The organism is Pseudorhodoferax sp. LjRoot39 (genome assembly GCF_964253035.1).
Lineage (GTDB): Bacteria > Pseudomonadota > Gammaproteobacteria > Burkholderiales > Burkholderiaceae_C > Pseudorhodoferax.
Genome location: NZ_CAXUQL020000002.1, coordinates 87,021 through 106,740, shown reverse-complemented (window position 1 = coordinate 106,740; position 19,720 = coordinate 87,021). Strand labels below are relative to the sequence as shown.

Sequence of the window (19,720 nt, the reverse complement as noted above, 5' to 3'; positions counted from 1 at the left end):
GCCTCCTCCAAGACAAGCAGGTCGCTACAGTTCGGCGCCAGCACGTAGGGCAGCACCATGAACCTGGAACAGAAGTATCTCGCGCTACTCGCGGAGGCGGAGCGACACAGACTGCCCGACGTCGAAGGCATTCGCCTGTGTTTTCAGATGCTCTCCGTCGCTGCGGGTATCGACCGCGGCTGTGTCGCTTTGCTAGAGCCGCATGGCTTGTCCGAGGGGCGGTTCGTTCTGCTGGCCCTGCTCGATGCCTCCACCTATGGACTGGCACCCAATGCGCTGGCGAAGCAAGCAGGTGTGACGCGTGGAACCGTTTCGGGACTGCTCGACGGCCTCGAACGCGAAGAGCTGATCGAGCGGCATGCCGATGCCAACGACCGTCGTGCCCAACGCGTTCAACTCACGCACAAGGGCAAACGTCTCGTCAAGACACTGGTCGAGCAGCATGGTCGATGGACTGCCAGCCTGTCCGCCAACTTGTCAGCTACCGAGCGCGAGCAACTCGCCGCGCTGTTGGCCAAGGTCGCCGGCAACCTTTGAGGGGCTGCATGATCGGCTTGGCCTGCAGAGGCAGCGGCCCTGTTGGTTCCCACATGGCCGACCGTGACGCCGCGGCGAGCTATACGAGCCGCGCCTGCTTCGACCCGCCTTCTTAGAATCGTCATGCGCGAGCACAGCGCATCCCACAGAAGAAGGACGAACCAACATGGCAACTGCAAAGAAGACCACCGCCTCGAAGACGGCGACCCCCGCAACCAAAAAGGCTGCTGTAACGAAGGCGGCTCCTGCCAAGAAGACTGCAGCCGCGCCGGCTGCATTCAAGCCAATTAAGACGGCGTTCAACAAGTCCACCCTGCAGGCCCACCTGGCCGAAGCATCGGGTGTCGAGCCCAAGGCCGTGAAGGCCGTCCTGGCCGCGTTGGAAGCGACCATGGTCGCTTCGTTGCACAAGAAGGGCCTGGGCGAATTCACGCTGCCCGGCCTGCTCAAGGTCACCTCGGTCGCCATCCCGGCAAAGAAGAAGCGTCGCGGCATCGACCCCTTCACGAAGGTCGAGCGCGAATTTGCGGCCAAGCCCGCCACGGTGCGCGTGAAGGTCCGCTCGCTCAAGAAGCTCAAAGACGCGGCGCTTTGAGCGCCAAGGGCGGCATCGGCTGTTCGCGATACCGCTCCTAGAATTCAGGCGTGGGAACCTTCGCGCTCGATCCAAGTACAACCAGGGATATCTCCCCCTTCATGCTCGACGCGCGCGGCCGTGCTCGCGTCGTTCCTGCCAGCACCCTTGCATCGACTACGCCCGAGGAGCGCTTGCTCTTCGGCGTGCGGCATGGCCTCTACAGCTTTCCGACCGAAGAATTGTGCAGCCATCTGCGTGAGCGAATCGCCGGACGGCGCGCCATCGAGATCGGCGCCGGCAACGGGGTTCTTGCCGAGGCGCTGGGCATCCCGGCAACGGACAACCGACAGCAGGACCAGGCCGAGGTGAAAGCGTACTACCAACGCCTTGGCCAGCCGACCGTGCCCTACGGCGACAACGTGGAGATGCTCGATGCCGCTGCCGCAATCGCCAAGTACAAGCCCGACGTGGTGATCGGCTGTTGGGTCACCCACCGGTTTGATCCACGCTCACCGGAGCGGGGCGGCAGCACGACGGGTGTGGACGAAGAGGCCATTGTTGCGGGTTGCGACGAGTACATCTTCATCGGCAACCAGCAGGTTCATGCGCCAAAGCCGATCTGGATGCTTCCGCACGAATGTGAAACGCCGGACTGGATCTACTCGCGCGCGATGAACGGCACGCCGGATTTCATCGCGGTCTGGTCGAGGATGGCGCGGTAGGGAAGAAGTCGCGGATGTCCGCCAGCGGCGACGCGACCTGGGCCATCAAGTACAGAGTCTTGAGCTGGTCGCTGTTCGCGTAGGGGACGGGCACCGCCTGACCCGGGATCAGCCTGCACAGCAGCTCATCGTCGTCCAGGCTGAGGAGCAGCCGACACGCCACTGGGCGGACCTCGTAGATGCTGCAGGCGTTGTCGACGAGGAACGGGCATGGTGACGGTTCGGTGCGCGCGCTGATGGCCTGCACCTCGGAGAATGCGTTTTGCAGCTCCTGGAGCTCCTGCAGTTTGACGGCGTTCTCCGGCTGCGCGGGTTTGACGCCCACGTGGCGGCCGATCACAGCGGCTTCGACGGCCGAGATGGTCACCGAGATGTGGCAGCAGTGCGCGCAGCCTTTACGACAGGCCGCGACCTTCTCGATGGGCTTGGCCCACGCCGAGGCCGCGCGCTGCAGCCAAAGCACCCGCTGCGAGGCCGTCGCGGCTTTCTGTGCGGCCCTGACGAGTTGGTCGGCCTCACGATTGGGCTGTACCGTCCGCAGCTTGCGGTGAGCCCTCTCCACCGCGATTGGCACACGCTCGCGCACCTCGTCCGGTAGCAGGGAGACGTCGACGTCGGCCGCGTACATGGGACGGTTCAGTCGACGTTGGAGCAGGGATCTCGCTCGGGTGGCTTCCGCGACCGCGAACCAGAGCGAGTTCCTGCATGCGCCACTGGCGCGCTGCTCGCCAGGAAGTCCGCCGATCCGAAGTCATCCATCGTGGTGTCGGTAAGTGCCCAGAAGACGATCGGATTCACGACTACCTGAAATGTCGCGCCCTCGTAGCGCACGTCGACCGCATGCGCAGGCACGATGCCATGCGGAACACCTGGCTTGTCGCCAAGCCACATGCGGGCACGCAGGTCGATGCGACGACCGTCCTCCAGCTCGACCCAGCAATGTGGCGCGATCCGGCCCGCTGTCTCGACGTTCAAGCTTCCCATCATCGGGGTATGGGCGATGCCGTCGCGCTGCAAGAGCGCGGAGATCACGCGCGTCATCCCGTCGCACTCCAGGCGAAGTGCATCGAGCGAAGCAAGCCAGTGGGACTCTTGCAGCATGGGGGCATTGTCTTCGAGCCGCGAGTGCGCCGCCGCATGTCGCGATGGCTTGGCCAGGCGCCTCAGCAACTCGTGGGATGTCAGGCGCAACGGGGCGGACAGAGAATCTCGCCGACGCAACCACGAAGTCGGCTTGGCCGGGGCTCGGTCCGCAGGGCTGGCAGCATTGGCTTTCCCTTAGCCATGGCGCTGTCATGGCTCGGGCTGAGGATGTTCATTGGACTGCAGCACGGCTCACCTCAGGGGGCTCTGCAGCTATCGCGAGATTGACCATGCCCATCAATGCCGACCCCATGCGCAACAGGCGTTCAATTCCTCCCGGCACATGGCGCAAGGTGCAGGCGTCGTTGCGCGTGCTTGTTCTGTGCGCATACCCCATCCTCGGCAGTGCGATCGCGGCCTACGTGATCGCCGTTTCCGACCAAGGCCTCGACCTGATGCTCGCCGCGCTGAGCGAGCTTTCTTGGGCACCGGACGATGCTGGTCGAACGCTCGGCAGCGCCTTTCTGGCAACCGCTCTGCGAAGCGTTCTGTCCGGCCTTTCTGTCGCCGTCGCATCGCTCTCGATCTGGTACGCGGCACGCCCCCTGGTGTCACGCGGCTTTCGCTTCTATCCCGTCGACGCTGTGGCGACGAGGGCGATCCGCAAGTGGCTGCCGCGCGTGCTGGCCGCGCTGCCGCCGTTCGCTGCTGGTCTGGGCTATGCGCGCATTGCACTGCGCACGCAAGACGCGCTGGCCGTCGGGATCTCGACGCGCCATTCAGGCCAACGTCAGCGTCGAGCAGTTCTTGGACGTGTACGACGTTGGCTGCCCGCGCCTACCCGCCGACAAGGCACCCGACACCGCCAGCATCTCGCTCTCAGGGGCCGTGCACAACAGCGCGCGGTTCACCTATGTCAGCCCGGCCGGACGGCTGAAGAATCTGAGCGATTGCACGGGCGCAGGACCGTTCAGCGACGCGCGCATCGTCGATGGCGGCTACTTCGAGAATTCGGGTGCGGCGACCATCGTTCAGCTCCTGGGCGCGTTGGATTCCTCCCGGCAAAGCCACGACACCTCCTCGCCAGAAAACCAAGGCCAGGAAGGGGTACGCAACCGCGTCGGCACACGCCCTGTGCTGCTGCTCATTCGCAACTCCCCGGGGACCGAGCCATATTGCAAGGGCGAGCTCGCGGATGGTCAGTGCCTGTCACTCAGCACGCACAGCCGTGAGCGCAAACCACTGTCGCCAGGTTGGCTGCTTCCGGAGCTGATGAGCCCGATCAATGCCCTGCTGACCACGCGCGAGCAGCGCGAACGCCTGGCCGTCGTGGCGGCCGCGGAAGCGTTTCGACGCCGCAACGGCATCGTCGTAGAGGCCTATCTGCCGGACCTGGAGAAGGATCAGCCCGAGCCGCCCCTTGGCTGGTCGCTTTCGCCGGAGGTGCGGCAGAACCTGAACACGAGTGCAAGCACCATCGTGAAGGGCTGCAAAGAGACTTTGGCGGATCTCTTCGCCGGACGCGCATTGCGCAATCGCTGCGATGACCCGTCTGCGGCGACCAGGGCGGGCGATCCGCAGAAGACGAAGCCTGCAGGCGCTGCTGGCCAGCCAGGCGGTTGACGCTCGCTTGTTGAAACCAGCGATCAGCTTGGTCCGCCAATGCCTATGGCGATCAAGTCGCTGGTTCGCCACGAATGCAGGCTCGTTTCAGTGGCAAGATTCCGGGATGAAGAAAACCGAGGTCGCTCCAACGCCGAGCGAGGACGGGGCGTCGGCGCTGCCTGACGCGCCCACGTACGCCGCCTTCCATCGCGATGTCGTCGCGTTGGTGGAATCCGCCCAGCGTGCGGCTGCGAGGAGTGTCAATGCGCTGATGACTGCGACCTACTGGGCCGTTGGCCATCGCATCGTGGCGTACGAGCAAGGTGGTCAGGAACGAGCTGCTTATGGTGATCTGTTGATCGAACGCTTGTCGCGTGACCTGTCGGCTCGGTTTGGTCGTGGGTTCAGTAAGCAGAACCTTTGGCAGATGCGGGCCTTCCACCTGGCATGGCCGGTCGATCAAGTGTCGCGTGCACTTGCGGGCCAGATGCCCTCCGCACAGATTCTCCAGACACCGTCGGGAGAATCGGCTCTCGCAGAAACGCTCCAGACGGTGTCTGGACAATCCGCGGATCTGACGGTCGTGTCTCAAGCCTTTCCCTTGCCCTGGTCAGCCTACGTGCGCCTGCTTTCGGTCAAGAGCCCGCAGGCCCGCGCCTTCTATGAAACAGAAGCGCTGCGCTGCGGCTGGTCGGTGCGCCAACTGGATCGGCAGGTGAACAGCCAATTCTACGAGCGCACGGCCCTCTCTCGCAACAAAGCGGCCATGCTTGAGAAAAGCGAGCTCGCCGATCCTGACGACGCCATCACGCCCGAGCAGGCCATCAAAGATCCTTTCGTGCTGGAGTTCCTCAACCTCAAGGACGAGTACTCTGAGTCCGACCTTGAAGATGCTTTGATCCAGCACCTGGCCGATTTTCTGCTCGAGCTGGGTGACGACTTTGCCTTCGTCGGCCGCCAGCGTCGCCTTCGGCTGGACGACAACTGGTTCCGTGTCGACTTGCTCTTCTTCCACCGCCGCCTCAAGTGCCTGCTGATCATCGACCTGAAGATCGGCAAGTTCAGCCACGCCGATGCCGGGCAGATGCACCTGTACCTCAACTATGCGCGGGAGCACTGGATGAAGCCCGGCGAGAATCCACCCGTCGGCTTGATCCTATGCGCCAGCAAGGGGAGCAACGAAGCGCGGTACGCGCTGGAAGGGCTGCCCAACAAGGTGCTGGCGGCCGAGTACCAGACCATGCTGCCGGATGAGAACCTTCTTGCCGACGAACTGGACAGGACGCGTCGCGAACTGGCCGCGCGCCGGGCCAAAGCACAAGGCAGCGGCTCCTGACTTGCCTGCGACCGCCGGCTGCAGCGCGGGTGTGTGGGAGTCCGGTCACGCATAGGCAACTCCGTGGGGCAGTATGTCGGGTGCTACCGCCTGGTGACGTTGCTCTTTGCTTTCCCTCACGCAAGCATGCTTTCTGCCCGACGTGCTCTGACGGCCTACAGACCGTCGGCTACTGCTGTGTCCAGGGGTTCAGCAACGGCACGCCGCAGGCCTCGAAATGCCTGACGTTGCGCGTGACCACGGTTGCTCCATGCACCAAGCCTGTCGCCGCGATCAAGGCGTCACGATAGTCCCGCGGATCTGGCCAGGGCAGCTGCGCAGCCTTCCTGGCCACCAGATGGTCAACGGGCAGGATGCGGCCATTGAAGGCGGGCAGTACCTGGCTTTCAAACCACTGCGTAAAAACCGCCGCCTGCGCGGCGTCTCCACGTTGCGCCGCCAGGCCGATGCCGCGCTGGATCTCCAGCACGGTGATCGCGCTGATGTACAGCGTGTCGGTGGCCTGCTTGATCATCCAGGCGCGTACGTTTGCGTCGCAACTGGCCTTGCGCACCTCGGAGATGACATTGGTGTCCAGCAGCAGCATCACGCGCGGGGCCTGCCGACGAGGCTCGTGGCGCCCTGCCCTGCTTGCGCGAGCAGCGTGGCCAGCACGCGCATGAAGGCGCGGCTGCAGGTGGCCGGGTGTTCGGCGCTAGCCCTGATCGTCATGCGTCAATGTCCCGAGCATGGATGCGCACGGGCTCGAAGTCGATCTCGTCGCCGGCGGCCTCCTGCATGCGCAACAGGTCGACCAGGTTCTGATCGGTCTTCGTCAGCCGACGGTACTCGGCAATCGGGATGAGTGCCAGGGAGGGTTCGCCGCGGTCGGTGATGATGACGGTGCCGCCCTCGCTCGCAACGCGTTTGGCAGCGCTGACGTTGTGCACGAACTCCCGGCTCGTGACGGTCTTGATCTGCGGATGTCCCATGGTCGTTCTCCTGTCTATCGGCCTTGCAGCTCAGAAGCCATAACTGCGATCGGCCCAGTTGCGAAGCACCCGGTAGTCGTGCTCAGGCAGCACGATCAGGCCACCCTCTGCGGCTTCGAGCACGCGCTTGCCGGCACCGTCATGAACGCGGTTGCCGTGGAGCATGTAGAAGTACCACCCGAACGGGACTTCCACGCGGCGGTCGATCGTCTGGAGCTTGCTGAACAGCCCGTAGACATCGCCGCTGCGGGCGTTCACCTCGGCCAGCTTTTTGCTGAAGGCCCACAGCGGCACCACGCTGAGGTAGCGTGTTCCCGAGCTCGGATCGGTCCAGTCGCTGAACTGGAGCAACCAGTGTTCGCACAGCCTCGCCCCCGACCTGCCGGCGCTGCTTGTGCTCCAGTCGTCGAACAGGCGCCGGGTCTTGCTGGGGAAGCGGTCGAACCCGGGATCGATGTCCGCGTGTGTCCTCGTCTCCTTGGTGCCGTCGCCACGGGTGACCTCGTACCTGCGCGCCCGAAGCTTGGCGCGTTGCTGCTCCTCCAGTTGCTCTGCCAGGTCGACGAACTTGGCCACATCCACCGCACGGCTCAGCTGGTAGTGAACGCTGATGAGCGTGCGCTGCTCCTCGCCGACTGGCTCACCTTCGGCGGCGTCGACCAGGTCCTGCAGCGTGCGGGGTTCGTCGAAGAAGTAGCTGCGGAAAAGCGCGCAGTGCACGCGTTCGTCGCACAGGTCGACGTCGACCTGCAGGAAGTCCGCCTGGTCCGCCCCGCCCCGATCGCAAGCCAAGTGCAAGCGCGTGATGTCGCAGCGGCTGAGCCGGTACCCCTGCTGGGACAGGCGCTCGTAGGTCGCCTTCGCATCGCCATCGTCTGCACGCAACTGCTCAGCAAGCCAGGCCGCATGGTTGTCGTGCTCCACGGATCCGTCCGCACGCATCACCTTGCGACGCTGCATGTAGATGCTGCCGTCGCCGCCACGCGTCGCGCGCACGGTGGCAGCTTCCAGGCCTGGGAAACGAGCCACCGCTTGCACCAGGTGCGAATGCCACAGGTCCGGTCGGCTTTTCGCGATCGACTCCTCGAGTCCGGGAAGGGTCAAGCTGTATTCGTTCATCTTCCTGTTGGGATGTTTCGGGGCGAGAGTCGGAGCAGCTGCTTCAACCATCCACGCCATCACTTGATGTTAGCTACGTTGCCAACGTTCCTCAACCTCGGTGTCGTGTGCAGCGAGAGAGGCGGGCCGTCTTGAGGCGGTCGACGGCTTCCGGCGCGTTGGCCTTGCTGCCAGGCCAAGCCGGCCATCAGTGAATTGGGCGCCGAACAGGAGAGTGAGTGCTAACCGGGGTGATGTGCGGAGGCAAACCGGCATGGGTCGGTGCTAGACCACATCCCACGCAGACGTGAAGACGATTCTTCGGTACCGAGCCATCTCCGCGACTTCGACGCCCAGCCAGGCCGCCACCACCTCCTCGGCCTGGCCGCGACGAAGTTGGCGCAGCGCAAAGGTGTGCCGAAGACGAAAGGACCCGCCCTTCTCTAGGGCCGGATCAAGGCCAGATTCGCGCATGACGAGTCGGGTGGCCTTGTACTGTGTGACCTGACCCCAGGGTTTGCCAGATCGCGTCGCAGGTAGCAGATTTGTGCCAAGAATGCCTTCCTGAGTGCGCATGACCAGCCAGTACTGGAGCAGCTGGCCAGCCCATGACGCGATCGGCGTCTCGCGTGCGGCCGATGTCCCGATGGGTTGGATGCGAAGCTTCCACGGAACACTCTTCGTCCGACCGCCCGAGACGACCACGTCACCGAGTTGCGCCGCGCGGACCTCGCCAGGCGTGACCCCTGCCCCGAGCATCAGCGCGACAGCGGTTCTGTTCCGCAACTCCTGCCAGTTGCGGACGGCAGGCCGTGATGGCCTTGGGCGCGCAGCGGAAAGATAGCTGACGAGCAAAGCCGCGTCCCCCGCTTGAAGGTACTGTGGCAGTGGATCCTTTTCCGAGGCATTGGCATAGTGCCAAGTCTCTTTGTCCGCCAGGACCTGGGCGGCCACGGATGTGTACTCCGCGCCGTGGGTCCGTGCTCGGTGAGCAAGCACCTTCTCGATGAGATCGAGCAGGCGCCACACATAGCGCGGAGACAGCGCCTCGGCCGAATTGCGGATGGAAGGCTTGGAGGCGAAGCGCCGAACGTCCTCTGCAGAGACCTCGGGCAAGCGTACCGGCGGATCCTGTTCGACGCACCACTTGGTGAACGTCTGCCACATGGCTCTGTACAGGTCACCGGACGCATCGGTCGTGCGTGAGCCCGCGGCCAACTTGGCTTTGAGCCAGGACTCGAAAGCGATCTCGAACTCGGCGATTGCCCCGGTGGCTGGCGGTAAAGGATCAAACAGGTCGCGCATCTAAAAGGGAATTAACAGCAAGCCAGAGGTTACCAGACAAATCGAGTCCGCAGGCAAGAGCGCGTCCGCTGTTAATTCCCTTTCTGGGCATGGCCCAGGAGCAACGATTTGGGCGCGCGCACCCTCCCCTTCCTAGGCCGGCCCGAGTTCGGACGCAATCTCCAAGGATGCTCAGCCGCAGGCGCCCCCGCTCTACCCCTTCGCCTTCACCGACGAATGGAATGAGCCGTAGCGTCGCACGGCAATAGCATGCCTGAACCGCCCCGTATTTTGAGGAGGCTCCAACTTTTGAGAGGATGGAGCCATGAGGAAGTCAGTGAAGTTTTCGCCCGAGGTACGCGAGCGCGCCGTGCGCATGGTGTTCGAGCACCGCGGTGAGTACGAGTCGCAGTGGGCGGCGGTGGTGTCGATTGCCGGCAAGATCGGCAGCACGCCGCAGACGCTGCTGAACTGGGTGCGCCAACAAGAGCGTGACACGGGCCAGCGCGAGGGCGTGACCACGACGCAGACGCAGCGCATGAAGGAGCTTGAAAGGGAGAACCGCGAGCTGCGCAAGGCCAACGAGATCCTGAAGCTGGCCAGCGCGTTTTTCGCCCAGGCGGAGCTCGACCGCCGGCTGAAGTCGTGAAGGCGTTCATCGACGCGCATCGCGCCGCGCACGGGGTCGAGCCGATCTGCAGGGCACTGCAGGTCGCCCCGTCGGCGTACCGGCGCCATGCGGCCCGCCAGCGCCACCCCGAGCTGCTGTGCGCCCGCGCGAAACGCGATGCGGTGCTGATGCCGCAGATCGAGCGCGTGTGGCAATCGAACCTGCGGGTCTACGGCGCCGACAAGGTCTGGCACCAGTTGCAGCGCGAGGGCGTCACGGTGGCCCGCTGCACCGTGGAACGACTCATGCGCCACATGGGTCTGCGCGGCGTGATGCGTGGCAAGGCCGCACGCACCACGATCAGCGACGCCAAAGCGCCTTGCCCGCTGGACCGGGTCAATCGCCAGTTCAACGCGCAGCGGCCCAACCAGCTTTGGGTGTCGGACTTCACGTACGTGTCCACCTGGCAAGGCTGGCTGTACGTGGCCTTCGTCGTGGACGTGTTTGCGCGGCGCATCGTGGGCTGGCGCACGAGCAGCTCCATGCGGACGGACTTCGTGTTGGGCGCACTGGAGCAGGCGCTGTACGACCGTCGTCCGCAGCGCGAAGATGCCCTTGTGTGCCACTCCGACCGCGGATCGCAGTACGTCAGCATCCGCTACACCGAACGGCTTGCCGAGGCCGGCATCGAGCCCTCCGTGGGCAGCAAGGGCGACTCCTACGACAACGCGCTGGCCGAGACCATCAATGGGCTGTACAAGGCCGAAGTCATCCATCGGCGCAGTGCGTGGAAGACCAAGGAATCGGTAGAGCTGGCGACGCTGCAATGGGTGGCCTGGTTCAACCACCAGCGCCTGCTCGAACCCATCGGGTACGTGCCACCGGCCGAGTTCGAGGCCAACTACTATCGAACTCTTGAGCAGCAGGCCATGTCGGCCTGACTCAAGCCAACGGGCCTCCGCGAATTCCGGGGCGGTTCATGCCTGCTTGTCCTGCCCGCATAATCACGCCAACACGGCCCCCTTCAGTGACGCACATCTGTGCCCGCTGCTTGGGGTTTTCCTTTTGTGCGACTACCAAGCGCACTGCCTCGATCCTGGGTTGACGTCCAATCACTACGAGGTCTCGCCGAGGTGCGCATATCCAGGAAGCGATCCAGATAGTGGCGCAACCGACAGCCCCATAATGTCGGGCTAGTCGTCATCCGCCCCGAGTTCGGTCGCGACCTCCAAAAGTTGCTCGGCTGTCGGCTTGTCCCACCCTACCCCAAATGTCGCTTCCCCAAAGAACCTGAGCATCTCGTGGCGCACCATGGGATGCTGCCAACCACTAGTGCTCAGACGCTTGATGATCGACGGATGAGCATCCCGTTCTCGCAGAGCTTCGAGCAGTTGCGCAACCAGCTCTTGCTGTTGCAGAGCTGAAAGCTCCGAAATGGCACTGGCACAGCGCTCGTTGGCACGCCTCGTCCACTCGAGCTGCCAACGAGCTCGCCGGGCTGCTTGCTGATCGCGAGAAGCAGACGCAGGCTTCTCCTGCGGTTGCGAATCAGAGTTTGATTCCTCCGTTCGACCCAACGAGTTCTGTAAAAGGACCTTCAAGTAGCGCAGAGGATCTCGGAGCTGCTCAGGAAAAGCACTTGCTACACGACGCTCCACCGCGTCCAACGCCGGCCGCACGGCAGCGTCTCCGAACTCCGCGAGCAGCGGCTCCAGTGCATCTTCTCCAATGCCTAGAACATGTGCTCGCTGTATCAAACCCATGTCAATGGGTTGAGGCGGTCGTCCAAGTGAAAGTGAGGTCTGCTTCTTCAGCCCGATAAGGAACTGGATCTCGTCGACAAACCGACCTTGCTTGTGCTCCACAAGTTCGATCTCAAGATCGGTGATCGCAGTGACTTCAGCGATGGCCGGTTTGAGCGTGTCCCGCTTGAAGATCCGGTACTCGAGCCGGTCTGACTTTTCACTGGGGGGATTGCCGCTCAAGACTGGATACCACCATCGCCAGGGTTGACGCGAAGTGCGGCCAACGTTGCGGTAGCGAGTGCAGATCTCATAGAGCACGACACCGGCGTGCGTCCTTAGCTGGCTGATCACGTCGAGCCGCAGGCGGGCAAACACCGTGGGGTCCAGCAACTCCTGCTTCAAATTGACCGCATACGACCACTCAACCCAGACTTGGCCACGCTCCTTGCTGACTCGAGCATGCGCCAGCAAGCCACTGACGTTCCAGGCAGCACCTTCTCCGACGGTAGGAGACTGCCACTCCACTGTAGTAGACACCATGGCGCGCAGATGCTTCTTGATCAAGCCATGGTCGTTGCTGTCAAAGTCCAGGCCCTTGACGATGCTGTCCAGCGGGGCCTTGAATACATCGTGCTCCAGGCCTTGCTCCTGTGCCTGGTAGAGGAGCACGTTGTAGCTCTTGCGAGCCAGCGTCGTGATCCTGGTCGATTTCGGAACTATGGCCAGCGTGTTGACGGCTTTGCGCACCAGTTGCCCATCGTTGCCAGCGGGCGCGCGACCACTACGCGTACGTTTCGGCGCGGCCTGTTCGCGTGTCGTTTGCTGAGGTCCCGTTGTCATCGCTGTACTGTAAGCGATACGTGAAAACGCGAACTCACGTCAAATTGACAAGCGCAAACTCCTGAAAACTCTCACGTGAGATAGGCACCGCCGCAAGGGTAGCCGCTGGCCGTGGAGAGTTTTCGGGACTTTGATAGCCCCCCGGCTCAGAACGCCGCGAAACCGACAGCCTGCGAACACCGAGAACGACCTTTGGAAGCGATCCACTCGCTAATCCAGCCTATCAATCCCGTCCCATCTCCCGAAAACCCTCACCTCAGACGCGTCGCCAGGAGCAGGAAGCGATCCCGAAAACTCTCCACTTTGAACTCACCAACCACAGGGCCCAGATCCCGAAACCACTCACCTTCGTTCCTGGTAGATCGCCGTTGACCCCCGTATCCCATCACGCTTCATCCCGCCTGATCTCCAGTTGCCCCTGTCATCTCTCCAGAAGAGACCTTAAGTATTTGATTTTTAAGGATAAATTCTAGTGTAAAGATATTAAAGGAGTTCAAGGGCTTAGAAAATTCCAAATGTGCATCGGAGCTTCGTAAGTCAACGAAGACAACAGCAGCCACTAATTTGACGCTTTTCGGATGGTGCGTGTGGAAACTGTAAAACCATCGCTAAACTCAGCGTGACAGGAGTTCTGCATGACATCTACACCGCTTCCCCAACTCAAACCAATCACCTTGGCCGATATCTCCAATCAGGCGGAGAGGGCTATTGCAATGATGGGCCAGATCCGTAGCGCGATGCTTGCCCCGACAGCGCGAAAGGTTGCACCGCTCTACAGCCTGTCGCAGCTGGCCGGGATGGTTGGGGTCGAGAAGGGCAGCATCTCTCATCGACTGACCAAGGGAGACCTACCCGCCGGAAAGTTGAACGCCTCGGGAAGTCGCCGGGAGTTCACCCTCGCTGAGAGCCGAGAGTGGATTCGAGAGTACCGGCGAGACCGGCTCCGTCCGGAAGGCTGCGAAGCAGTAACGATTTCAATCGGAAACTTCAAGGGCGGGGTGTCAAAGACGACGACTGCGGTAACGCTCGCCCAGGGCCTTTCCTTGCTCGGCTACAAAGTACTGGTCATCGATACCGACCCGCAAGGCTCTCTGACCACGCTGTTCGGAATTCTCCCCGACACGGAAGTTGAAGAACCCGACACCATTCTTCCGCTGTGTATCGGAACAGAAACCTCCATTCGCTACGCGATCCGACCCACCTATTGGGACGGTATTGATCTGGTTGCGGCGGCTCCTCTTCTCTTTGGTGCTGAGTTTGCGCTTCCTGCCCGTCAAACTCAGGAACCAGGCTTCGAGTTCTGGCGCGTACTGGATCTTGGAATCGACGACGTCCGCGCTGACTACGACGTCGTCATCATCGACACGCCACCCGCGCTGTCGTACACAACGATCAATGCCTTCATTGCTTCGGATGGGATCATCATGCCCCTGCCTCCGAACGCGTTGGACTTCGCCTCCGCCTCGCAGTTCTGGAACCTGTTCTCGGATTTGACCCGTGAGCTTTTGACGAAACGGGGAATGGACAAGCATTTCGACTTCATCCACATCTTGCTCGCACGGGTGGATTCCGCTGATGCAGCCAGTACGGTCATTCGGCAATGGATTGGGCAGACTTACGCGGAGAAGGTGCTTCCGGTCGAGATCCCTAAGACCGCCGTCACTGGGGTTGCGAGTGCGGAGTTCGGTACTGTCTATGACGTCTCGCGCTATGACGGCAGCGCGCGAACGTTCAAGCGTGCGCGAGACGCCTATGACAGTTTTGTTGGCCACATCGAGGGTTCCATTCGGGCTGTCTGGGCCCGCCAAGTAGGGGTGTTGAACGGTTCAACACCTGGTCCCCAATCTAAGGAGACGCGTCGATGAGTAAAAAACTTGCTGCCAAGGCCAGCCTAATTCAGCTTCCGCCAAGTCTGACTCCTGCGCCGGCTGTCGGACCCGATGCTGCACACGCCTTGGTCACCTCGCAAGCCAACTCTGCCGCGGCCGCTCCGATCGTACCGAAGGCCGATGCAGCATTGCCAGCCCCCGCCGGACCCTCAGTGTCGCGCCCGGAGGCTCGAGCCAAGACAGCTCCAGGAACGATGGCTGTCTTCATGGCAACCCAGTCTGCTGCTGTGCGCGAGGCTGATGAGCTGCGGCAGAAGCTGAAGGACTTCGACGGCGTACTGATCGTGCGTGCCCTTGACCCAAGGCGCATCAAGCCGTCGAAGTACGCTAACCGCCACGAAGACGCCTTCGCTGACAAAGAGTTCGTAGAGCTGCGCAACGAGATATCGGCGGCCGGCTCGAACGTACAGCCGATTTGCGTGCGCCCAGTTCCGTCTGATTCCGGCAGCGACGTCGAGTTCGAGATCGTGTTCGGCCACAGACGGCACAGAGCTTGCCTTGAGCTCGGCTTGCTCGTTCAAGCACTGATAGTGGAGCTGACAGACGTCAAATTGTTTGAGGCCATGGAGCGGGAGAACCGCGGCAGGAAGAACCTCAGCGCATGGGAGCAGGGCATGATGTACCGGCAAGCTCTCGACCTCGGCTTGTACCCCTCGCAGCGCAAGATGTCGGAAGCACTCGGGGTCGACCTGGCACTGATTTCGAAGGGCGTCGCCCTTGCCAGATTGCCCGACGCGGTGGTGGCCGCATTTGGGTCTCCCTTGAATGTGCAGTTCCGTTGGGCGCAACCTCTCAGCCAGGCACTACAGCGTGACCCTGAAGGGCTGGTCGCACGTGCAAGGGAAATCTCGGCAGCCAATGAGCCCATGCTTGGCAAAGCAGTGCTCGACAAGCTGCTGATGACTGAGAAGCCGTTGAACGGTTCGGCGCCCGTTGTGGAGCGGCGTATCGGGAAGGCTGGGCGTGGCGCGCTGTTACGAAAAAGCGCTGATGGGCAAGTGGTTCTGACTTTCGATCCTGGCGTACTCACTGCGAAGCGCGAGGCTGCAATGATCGTGTGGTTGCGAGACAGCCTCGCCGAGGCAGAGCCGGGGTAGACGCACGAGTTGAAGCTGAAAATGACAGGGTGTTGAACGGTTCAACACCCTTTTTTTTGTCCATCGAGCTTGCGCCGTCCGCTGCTACGGGCTCATCATGATGACTGCGACCATCTTCAGCAAGCCAAAGTGCTTACGGGCGCCGAGTCGATTCAACGCGCGAAGCGAGCAAGGGTGTTGAACGGTTCAACACCGCTGAATATCTCCATAACTATGTCCCGTGAAGGAGGCCGCGGAGGTTCGACTTTTCGCCGATCCCCACCTTCCTCATGCCAGCTGCGGAACCTATTTGAGCGGAGGCGTTGAACCGTTCACCACGCTATCCTTCTGCCCAATTTTTTGTCCGCGGTTGTCGTGCATCCCGCATCGACAGGGATGATTCGACGGCAGGCGCTACTGTTTGAGCCGATCATTCGGCTCAGCTAGTGTCTGCGTCAAGTGCCTAGCGCAGAGGGTGTTGAACGGTTCAACACCCTGGAGTCCTTGTCACCGGTTTGCCCACAGATCGATATGTGGAAAAGCCGCGGCTATCCGGCATCGACAGTGGCAGCTGATCGAAGCGGGACCTTCCGTTCAACCGGCCTGAAGTGCTGCGCGGGTACAAGTGTTGAACCGTTCAACGCCTTCCTTCGGCACGCTTGCATGTCCGCTTTGGGTTCTTCGTCAAACCGTAGGATCGAAGGACGTGCTGTCGATTCGCTCCCAGGATCGGTTGCACCCAAGTGGGTGAACCTACAGGCGAACGTAGGGATTCCGAAACTCCCCTTCGCACACTATTCGGAAACATACAGACCGGCTTCTGCCTAGCCGCAGCCTCAGGATGTCACCCTGACTTGGCGACGATGATGGAGTTGATAGGCATACGAGCACAGCACTCCTGTAGCAGCTCAAATTGCCTCGCATTGGTGAGTGCTGGTAAGCGATGCTGAGGCACGTCCGATCGACGTGAGCTTGCGAGTGGCTGTGAGCCTCTCCCCTGGAGACATGGGGGCCAGAGTCTTGTTTTCTCGAACAGCTCATCGCCGTCTGGTCACGCCGACTACGCAAGTGTTCACAGTGCACTCAGATGGGTGTTGAACGGTTCAACACCCACTTGGAAGCGATGAAAACGAAAACGTCTGGTGCAATAGGTCGCTCAGAACAGCTGGCAACTTCGCTCCACGTTGCCGCTATGTCCGCGAAACGGCAACCGTAGCCTCTGCGCCCGCGTCAGGATGACGACCTTGCGGTTAAAGACCGATGCAAAGCACTTGAGGATCATTCATCGTCGGCACCACCCACCGAGCGGTCGTCCTCTGGTGGTGGTCTCACCGAGGATCAATAGCCGCCATCCCTGAACGGTTCACCCTGCCATGGTGACTAGAGCAGCCCAGGCCAACGTCCTGTTGGGAACCGCTGGACCAGCGGAGTGTGCATGCGGAGACCTTCTGACACTCTTTGACGGGCGCAACAAGGGCAAACGTCAGTCCGCGGCATCGTCGCAAGTAGACAGCGTACATCTGTCAAGCTCATCCCGGCACGCGGCCAAGCTCCGTGTCGAGGGTAAACGGTTGAGGCTTGGAACCAGATTGAGCAATGGATTGTGGCGCTGACGCAATGTACTCATTGACGGGCTCACTGCGCATGCAGCCGTTCGAGAACTGCGCCCGAAGGCCGGCCGCGGGAGCTCCTTTCACGAGGGCGCCGGTCGACAGGTGCCAATTGCGGATGAAGCTGGATAGGGCGATAGCGCTGCCTATAGCCACCCATACGGACGCTTTCAGCGGGGCGCCAAGGGGTAGGGTAGGGCAGAACCCTTTTCCCCTTGGCGGCCTCGTAAAGGCTTCCGCACGAACAGCACGGTAGCAGGACTGGGATCCACGTGTCGATCTGGGCTCATGGGGGCCAAAGCACCTAGTGTTGCCTAGCCTCCAGGCAAGATTGCAACGTGCATTGTGAGCTACACCATATGTTGATTAGTATCCTTATCAACACTATAAAATCTGCAGTCATAAACGTAGGGTTTTGAACTGAGACAGGTCGGAGGGTTTTCAAGTGCTTGATGCGACAGGACAAATCGGGAAGGGCAGTGCGGAGCGTTCGTTGCGTTCGCATTGCGCCTGCGCGCCTCGCACAAGCGAAAGAGGAGGGCGCGCGCGTGGCTGCACGCGCGCCGCCGTGGCATGAATGCCCAGGTCGCCAACGTCCGCACGCGCAAGCTGGGCATCGCCCACTTTGCCTTCATGCGCGCGCTCGTGCAGGGCATCGCGCTGCGCGAGGCCTGGGACCGGTACCTGCAGGTTGAGGGCTTGGCCACCGACCTGCGCCTGGTCAAGGGCACCATCGACTGGATCCGCGACGCGTTCGCCGCGGCCGCGCGCCGCGAAAGCCGCCACGGTACGGCGCGCCTCATCCTCATGGATGTGCGCCGCCTGGCGGACCCCGAGCCTGTGCTGCCCTCGCTGGAGGACTTCGCGGCTGAGCGCGGCCTGGACGACTTCTCCGAGGCCGAGCAGATCGAGGCCTTCGAGGCGGAGTTCGGCAAGGCCAACGTGCGGCAGGGCCGCCGCGCCAAGCTCATCGCGCGGCAGCTCGATGCCCTGCGCTGGCTTGAGCAACTGGTGGCGCAGCCGCCGCGCGCGGGCGATGCCGTGGCGGCCTGGTTGAACCCGAACGTGTCCGGGCGGCTGGAGGCCGTGGGGATCTTCACGCTGGACCAGCTGGTAGAGCGCATCAATGGGGTGGGGCGCAACTGGACCGCGTCCATCCGCGGCCTGGGAACAGCCAAAGCCGCGCGCGTTCAGCGCTGGCTGACCGAGCACCAGAACTCGCTCGGCCTGGCCATCGGCGGGCATGTGGCCCTGGCCCGCGGGAAAGTGTTCCGGCACGAGCTGCAGAAGGTGGTGGAGCCGGCCACCGATGTGCGGCCCTTGGAGAAGTTGCTCGTGCCCGCCGAGCTCGACGGCCGCGCGGGCGTGTACCGTCGGCCGCATGCCCAGTGCCTGATGACCGCGCGCAACGACTACGAGGCCATCCTCACCTGGTTGCGCTCGAAGAATGGTGCGTCGCCAGCGCAGCAGGCCCAGGCCAAGGCCAAACGCCGCGGGCGCGACCTGGGTGTGGAGTCTGCGCTGGACTGGCTCACGACGCTGTCGCACACGCAGCGGGCCTACCGCAAGGAGGCCGAGCGCTTCCTGCTGTGGGCCGTCATCGAACGGCGTAAGCCGCTGTCCTCCATGACGACCGAGGACTGCACGGCGTACCGGGATTTCTTGGGCGATCCGCAGCCGCGGTCACGCTGGTGCGGGCAGCGCAACCGCGAGCGTTGGTCGCCGCTGTGGCGGCCGTTTGAAGGACCGTTGTCGGCCGCGGCGCAGCGCCATGCGCTGACCGTGCTGAAGAACCTGTACGCCTACTGGGTGGACAAGAACTACCTCATGGGCAATCCGTGGAGCGGCATTACCGTACCGAGGTCAGCGCTGCCCAAGATGAACACGGGCCGCAGCTTCACGATGGCGCAGTGGCAGTTCATCTGCGAGCAGGCCGACATGCAGCGCGAGCGTTCGACCTCACAGCGGTTGAAGCTGGCGTTGTCACTTCTGTACGCCACGGGGTTGCGGCTGTCGGAGGCAGTGGCCGCCAAGGTCGACCACCTGCAATGGGTGGAGTACCCGCCGGACAGCGAGGATGCGGAGCACGTGGAAGGCTGGCTGCTCAACGTGGTGGGCAAGGGACAGAAGCTGCGCCAGGTGCCGGTGCCCGTCGACGTGGTCGGCCTGCTGGCTGACTATCTGATCGCCCGAGGCCTGGACCCCGACCCGGAGGCTGGGGTCAACCAGGGGGCCTACCTGCTGGGCAAGGCTGCCGACCTGGAGGCGGTGGCGCCGTCGCTGCAGGAGCGGCACGGGGACGATCCCAAGCATGGGATCGCAGCGAACACGCTGTACGACCAGCTCAAACGCTTCTTCGAGGAGTGCGGGCGCGTGTTGGACTCTCTGGGAGATGCCAAGGGTGCGGACCGCCTGCGCAGGGCTAGCACGCATTGGATGCGGCACACCCACGCATCGCACGCGATCGCACGTGGCACACCCGTGCAGATCGAGAAGGAGATCCTCGGACACGCGTCGCTGGCGACGACGAGCGTCTACGTGACGACCGAGGAGAAGCGGCGGATGAAGGCGATGTCAAAGTTCTGGGGACAGTCGTGACATGTCGAACTGCGCGCGGTCTGGCTGACGGCTTCCCGATGTCCTCCCTCCCATCAGTGAGTGGCACAAGCCGCGCGCTGGCGAATCGAATGCCCGTGCCGGCCCTGGCTCGGGTAGCCCACGCTTACGGACGGTGAGG

17 protein-coding genes and 1 other annotated feature are annotated in these 19,720 nt (G+C 62.6%); of the genes, 9 read left to right on the top strand and 8 right to left on the bottom strand.

Going from position 1 to position 19,720, the window contains the following annotated elements:
* Positions 1–57: 57 nt before the first annotated feature.
* The 3 genes from ACSQ4M_RS35565 to ACSQ4M_RS35555 all read left to right on the top strand — a co-directional run bounded on the left by ACSQ4M_RS35565 (position 58) and on the right by ACSQ4M_RS35555 (position 1,836).
* Positions 58–537 (top strand): MarR family winged helix-turn-helix transcriptional regulator, encoded by a 480-nt coding sequence (locus ACSQ4M_RS35565; protein WP_436194224.1) that lies wholly within the window; start codon positions 58–60, stop codon positions 535–537.
* A gap of 166 nt (positions 538–703) precedes the next feature.
* Complete coding sequence (locus tag ACSQ4M_RS35560) at positions 704–1,132, top strand: HU family DNA-binding protein (RefSeq protein WP_436194223.1); 429 nt, start codon at positions 704–706, stop codon at positions 1,130–1,132.
* 50 nt (positions 1,133–1,182) lie between these two features.
* Positions 1,183–1,836, top strand: coding sequence for a hypothetical protein (locus ACSQ4M_RS35555; protein WP_436194222.1), 654 nt, complete (start codon positions 1,183–1,185; stop codon positions 1,834–1,836).
* Here ACSQ4M_RS35555 and ACSQ4M_RS35550 read toward each other — a convergent pair.
* Complete coding sequence (locus tag ACSQ4M_RS35550) at positions 1,805–2,464, bottom strand: YkgJ family cysteine cluster protein (protein ID WP_436194221.1); 660 nt, start codon at positions 2,462–2,464, stop codon at positions 1,805–1,807. The genes ACSQ4M_RS35555 and ACSQ4M_RS35550 overlap by 32 nt on opposite strands.
* A gap of 8 nt (positions 2,465–2,472) precedes the next feature.
* Positions 2,473–2,937, bottom strand: coding sequence for a hypothetical protein (locus tag ACSQ4M_RS35545; RefSeq protein ID WP_436194220.1), 465 nt, complete (start codon positions 2,935–2,937; stop codon positions 2,473–2,475).
* Positions 2,938–3,639: 702 nt separating this feature from the next.
* On the opposite strand from ACSQ4M_RS35545, the gene ACSQ4M_RS35540 reads away from it, so the two are divergent.
* Together ACSQ4M_RS35540 and ACSQ4M_RS35535 are read left to right on the top strand one after the other, a co-directional pair.
* Positions 3,640–4,542 carry a hypothetical protein gene (locus tag ACSQ4M_RS35540; protein ID WP_436194219.1) on the top strand — a complete coding sequence of 301 codons (903 nt, stop codon included), beginning with the start codon at positions 3,640–3,642 and terminating at the stop codon, positions 4,540–4,542.
* A gap of 106 nt (positions 4,543–4,648) precedes the next feature.
* Entirely contained in the window at positions 4,649–5,860 is a 1,212-nt protein-coding gene (locus tag ACSQ4M_RS35535; protein ID WP_436194218.1) for a PDDEXK nuclease domain-containing protein, read from the top strand.
* 169 nt (positions 5,861–6,029) lie between these two features.
* Here the strand turns inward: ACSQ4M_RS35535 and ACSQ4M_RS35530 are convergent, their stop codons facing one another.
* From ACSQ4M_RS35530 to ACSQ4M_RS35510, 5 genes are all read right to left on the bottom strand, one after another.
* The gene (locus ACSQ4M_RS35530) at positions 6,030–6,449 is read right to left on the bottom strand and encodes a type II toxin-antitoxin system VapC family toxin (RefSeq protein WP_436194217.1); all 420 of its coding nucleotides are present in this window, start codon (positions 6,447–6,449) and stop codon (positions 6,030–6,032) included.
* Entirely contained in the window at positions 6,446–6,571 is a 126-nt protein-coding gene (locus tag ACSQ4M_RS35525; RefSeq protein ID WP_436194216.1) for a hypothetical protein, read from the bottom strand. Before ACSQ4M_RS35525 ends, ACSQ4M_RS35530 begins: the two co-directional genes overlap by 4 nt.
* Positions 6,568–6,831 carry a type II toxin-antitoxin system Phd/YefM family antitoxin gene (locus ACSQ4M_RS35520; RefSeq protein ID WP_436194215.1) on the bottom strand — a complete coding sequence of 88 codons (264 nt, stop codon included), beginning with the start codon at positions 6,829–6,831 and terminating at the stop codon, positions 6,568–6,570. The genes ACSQ4M_RS35525 and ACSQ4M_RS35520 overlap by 4 nt, the downstream gene beginning before the upstream one ends.
* A gap of 30 nt (positions 6,832–6,861) precedes the next feature.
* Entirely contained in the window at positions 6,862–7,950 is a 1,089-nt protein-coding gene (locus ACSQ4M_RS35515; protein ID WP_436194214.1) for a hypothetical protein, read from the bottom strand.
* 264 nt (positions 7,951–8,214) lie between these two features.
* Complete coding sequence (locus ACSQ4M_RS35510; RefSeq protein WP_436194213.1) at positions 8,215–9,234, bottom strand: tyrosine-type recombinase/integrase; 1,020 nt, start codon at positions 9,232–9,234, stop codon at positions 8,215–8,217.
* A gap of 304 nt (positions 9,235–9,538) precedes the next feature.
* Here ACSQ4M_RS35510 and ACSQ4M_RS35505 point away from each other — a divergent pair.
* A protein-coding gene (locus tag ACSQ4M_RS35505) for an IS3 family transposase (protein WP_157086564.1) occupies positions 9,539–10,764 on the top strand; the annotation gives its coding sequence in 2 pieces (ribosomal slippage) (positions 9,539–9,827 and positions 9,827–10,764; 1,227 coding nt in all).
* Positions 9,817–9,933: a sequence feature (AL1L pseudoknot), on the top strand. It overlaps the preceding gene by 117 nt.
* A 252-nt stretch (positions 10,765–11,016) precedes the next feature.
* Here ACSQ4M_RS35505 and ACSQ4M_RS35500 read toward each other — a convergent pair.
* Positions 11,017–12,315 (bottom strand): replication initiation protein, encoded by a 1,299-nt coding sequence (locus ACSQ4M_RS35500; protein ID WP_436194212.1) that lies wholly within the window; start codon positions 12,313–12,315, stop codon positions 11,017–11,019.
* Positions 12,316–13,043: 728 nt separating this feature from the next.
* Between ACSQ4M_RS35500 and ACSQ4M_RS35495 the strand changes: the two genes are divergently transcribed.
* The 3 genes from ACSQ4M_RS35495 to ACSQ4M_RS35485 all read left to right on the top strand — a co-directional run bounded on the left by ACSQ4M_RS35495 (position 13,044) and on the right by ACSQ4M_RS35485 (position 19,581).
* Positions 13,044–14,273, top strand: a complete 1,230-nt coding sequence (locus ACSQ4M_RS35495; protein WP_436194211.1) for an AAA family ATPase — start codon at positions 13,044–13,046, stop codon at positions 14,271–14,273.
* Positions 14,270–15,394, top strand: a complete 1,125-nt coding sequence (locus ACSQ4M_RS35490) for a ParB/RepB/Spo0J family partition protein (protein WP_436194210.1) — start codon at positions 14,270–14,272, stop codon at positions 15,392–15,394. The genes ACSQ4M_RS35495 and ACSQ4M_RS35490 overlap by 4 nt, the downstream gene beginning before the upstream one ends.
* Before the next feature lie 2,093 nt (positions 15,395–17,487).
* Positions 17,488–19,581 carry a phage integrase family protein gene (locus ACSQ4M_RS35485; protein WP_436194209.1) on the top strand — a complete coding sequence of 698 codons (2,094 nt, stop codon included), beginning with the start codon at positions 17,488–17,490 and terminating at the stop codon, positions 19,579–19,581.
* Positions 19,582–19,720: the final 139 nt, after the last annotated feature.

Coding starts and splice junctions, on each gene's coding strand:
- ACSQ4M_RS35550 (WP_436194221.1), bottom strand. CDS start 2,464: ATGTACGCGGCCGACGTCGACGTCTCCCTGCTACCGGACGAGGTGCGC.
- ACSQ4M_RS35545 (WP_436194220.1), bottom strand. CDS start 2,937: ATGCTGCAAGAGTCCCACTGGCTTGCTTCGCTCGATGCACTTCGCCTG.
- ACSQ4M_RS35510 (WP_436194213.1), bottom strand. CDS start 9,234: ATGCGCGACCTGTTTGATCCTTTACCGCCAGCCACCGGGGCAATCGCC.
- ACSQ4M_RS35515 (WP_436194214.1), bottom strand. CDS start 7,950: ATGAACGAATACAGCTTGACCCTTCCCGGACTCGAGGAGTCGATCGCG.
- ACSQ4M_RS35520 (WP_436194215.1), bottom strand. CDS start 6,831: ATGGGACATCCGCAGATCAAGACCGTCACGAGCCGGGAGTTCGTGCAC.
- ACSQ4M_RS35525 (WP_436194216.1), bottom strand. CDS start 6,571: ATGACGATCAGGGCTAGCGCCGAACACCCGGCCACCTGCAGCCGCGCC.
- ACSQ4M_RS35490 (WP_436194210.1), top strand. CDS start 14,270: ATGAGTAAAAAACTTGCTGCCAAGGCCAGCCTAATTCAGCTTCCGCCA.
- ACSQ4M_RS35535 (WP_436194218.1), top strand. CDS start 4,649: ATGAAGAAAACCGAGGTCGCTCCAACGCCGAGCGAGGACGGGGCGTCG.
- ACSQ4M_RS35495 (WP_436194211.1), top strand. CDS start 13,044: ATGACATCTACACCGCTTCCCCAACTCAAACCAATCACCTTGGCCGAT.
- ACSQ4M_RS35565 (WP_436194224.1), top strand. CDS start 58: ATGAACCTGGAACAGAAGTATCTCGCGCTACTCGCGGAGGCGGAGCGA.
- ACSQ4M_RS35540 (WP_436194219.1), top strand. CDS start 3,640: ATGCGCGCATTGCACTGCGCACGCAAGACGCGCTGGCCGTCGGGATCT.
- ACSQ4M_RS35560 (WP_436194223.1), top strand. CDS start 704: ATGGCAACTGCAAAGAAGACCACCGCCTCGAAGACGGCGACCCCCGCA.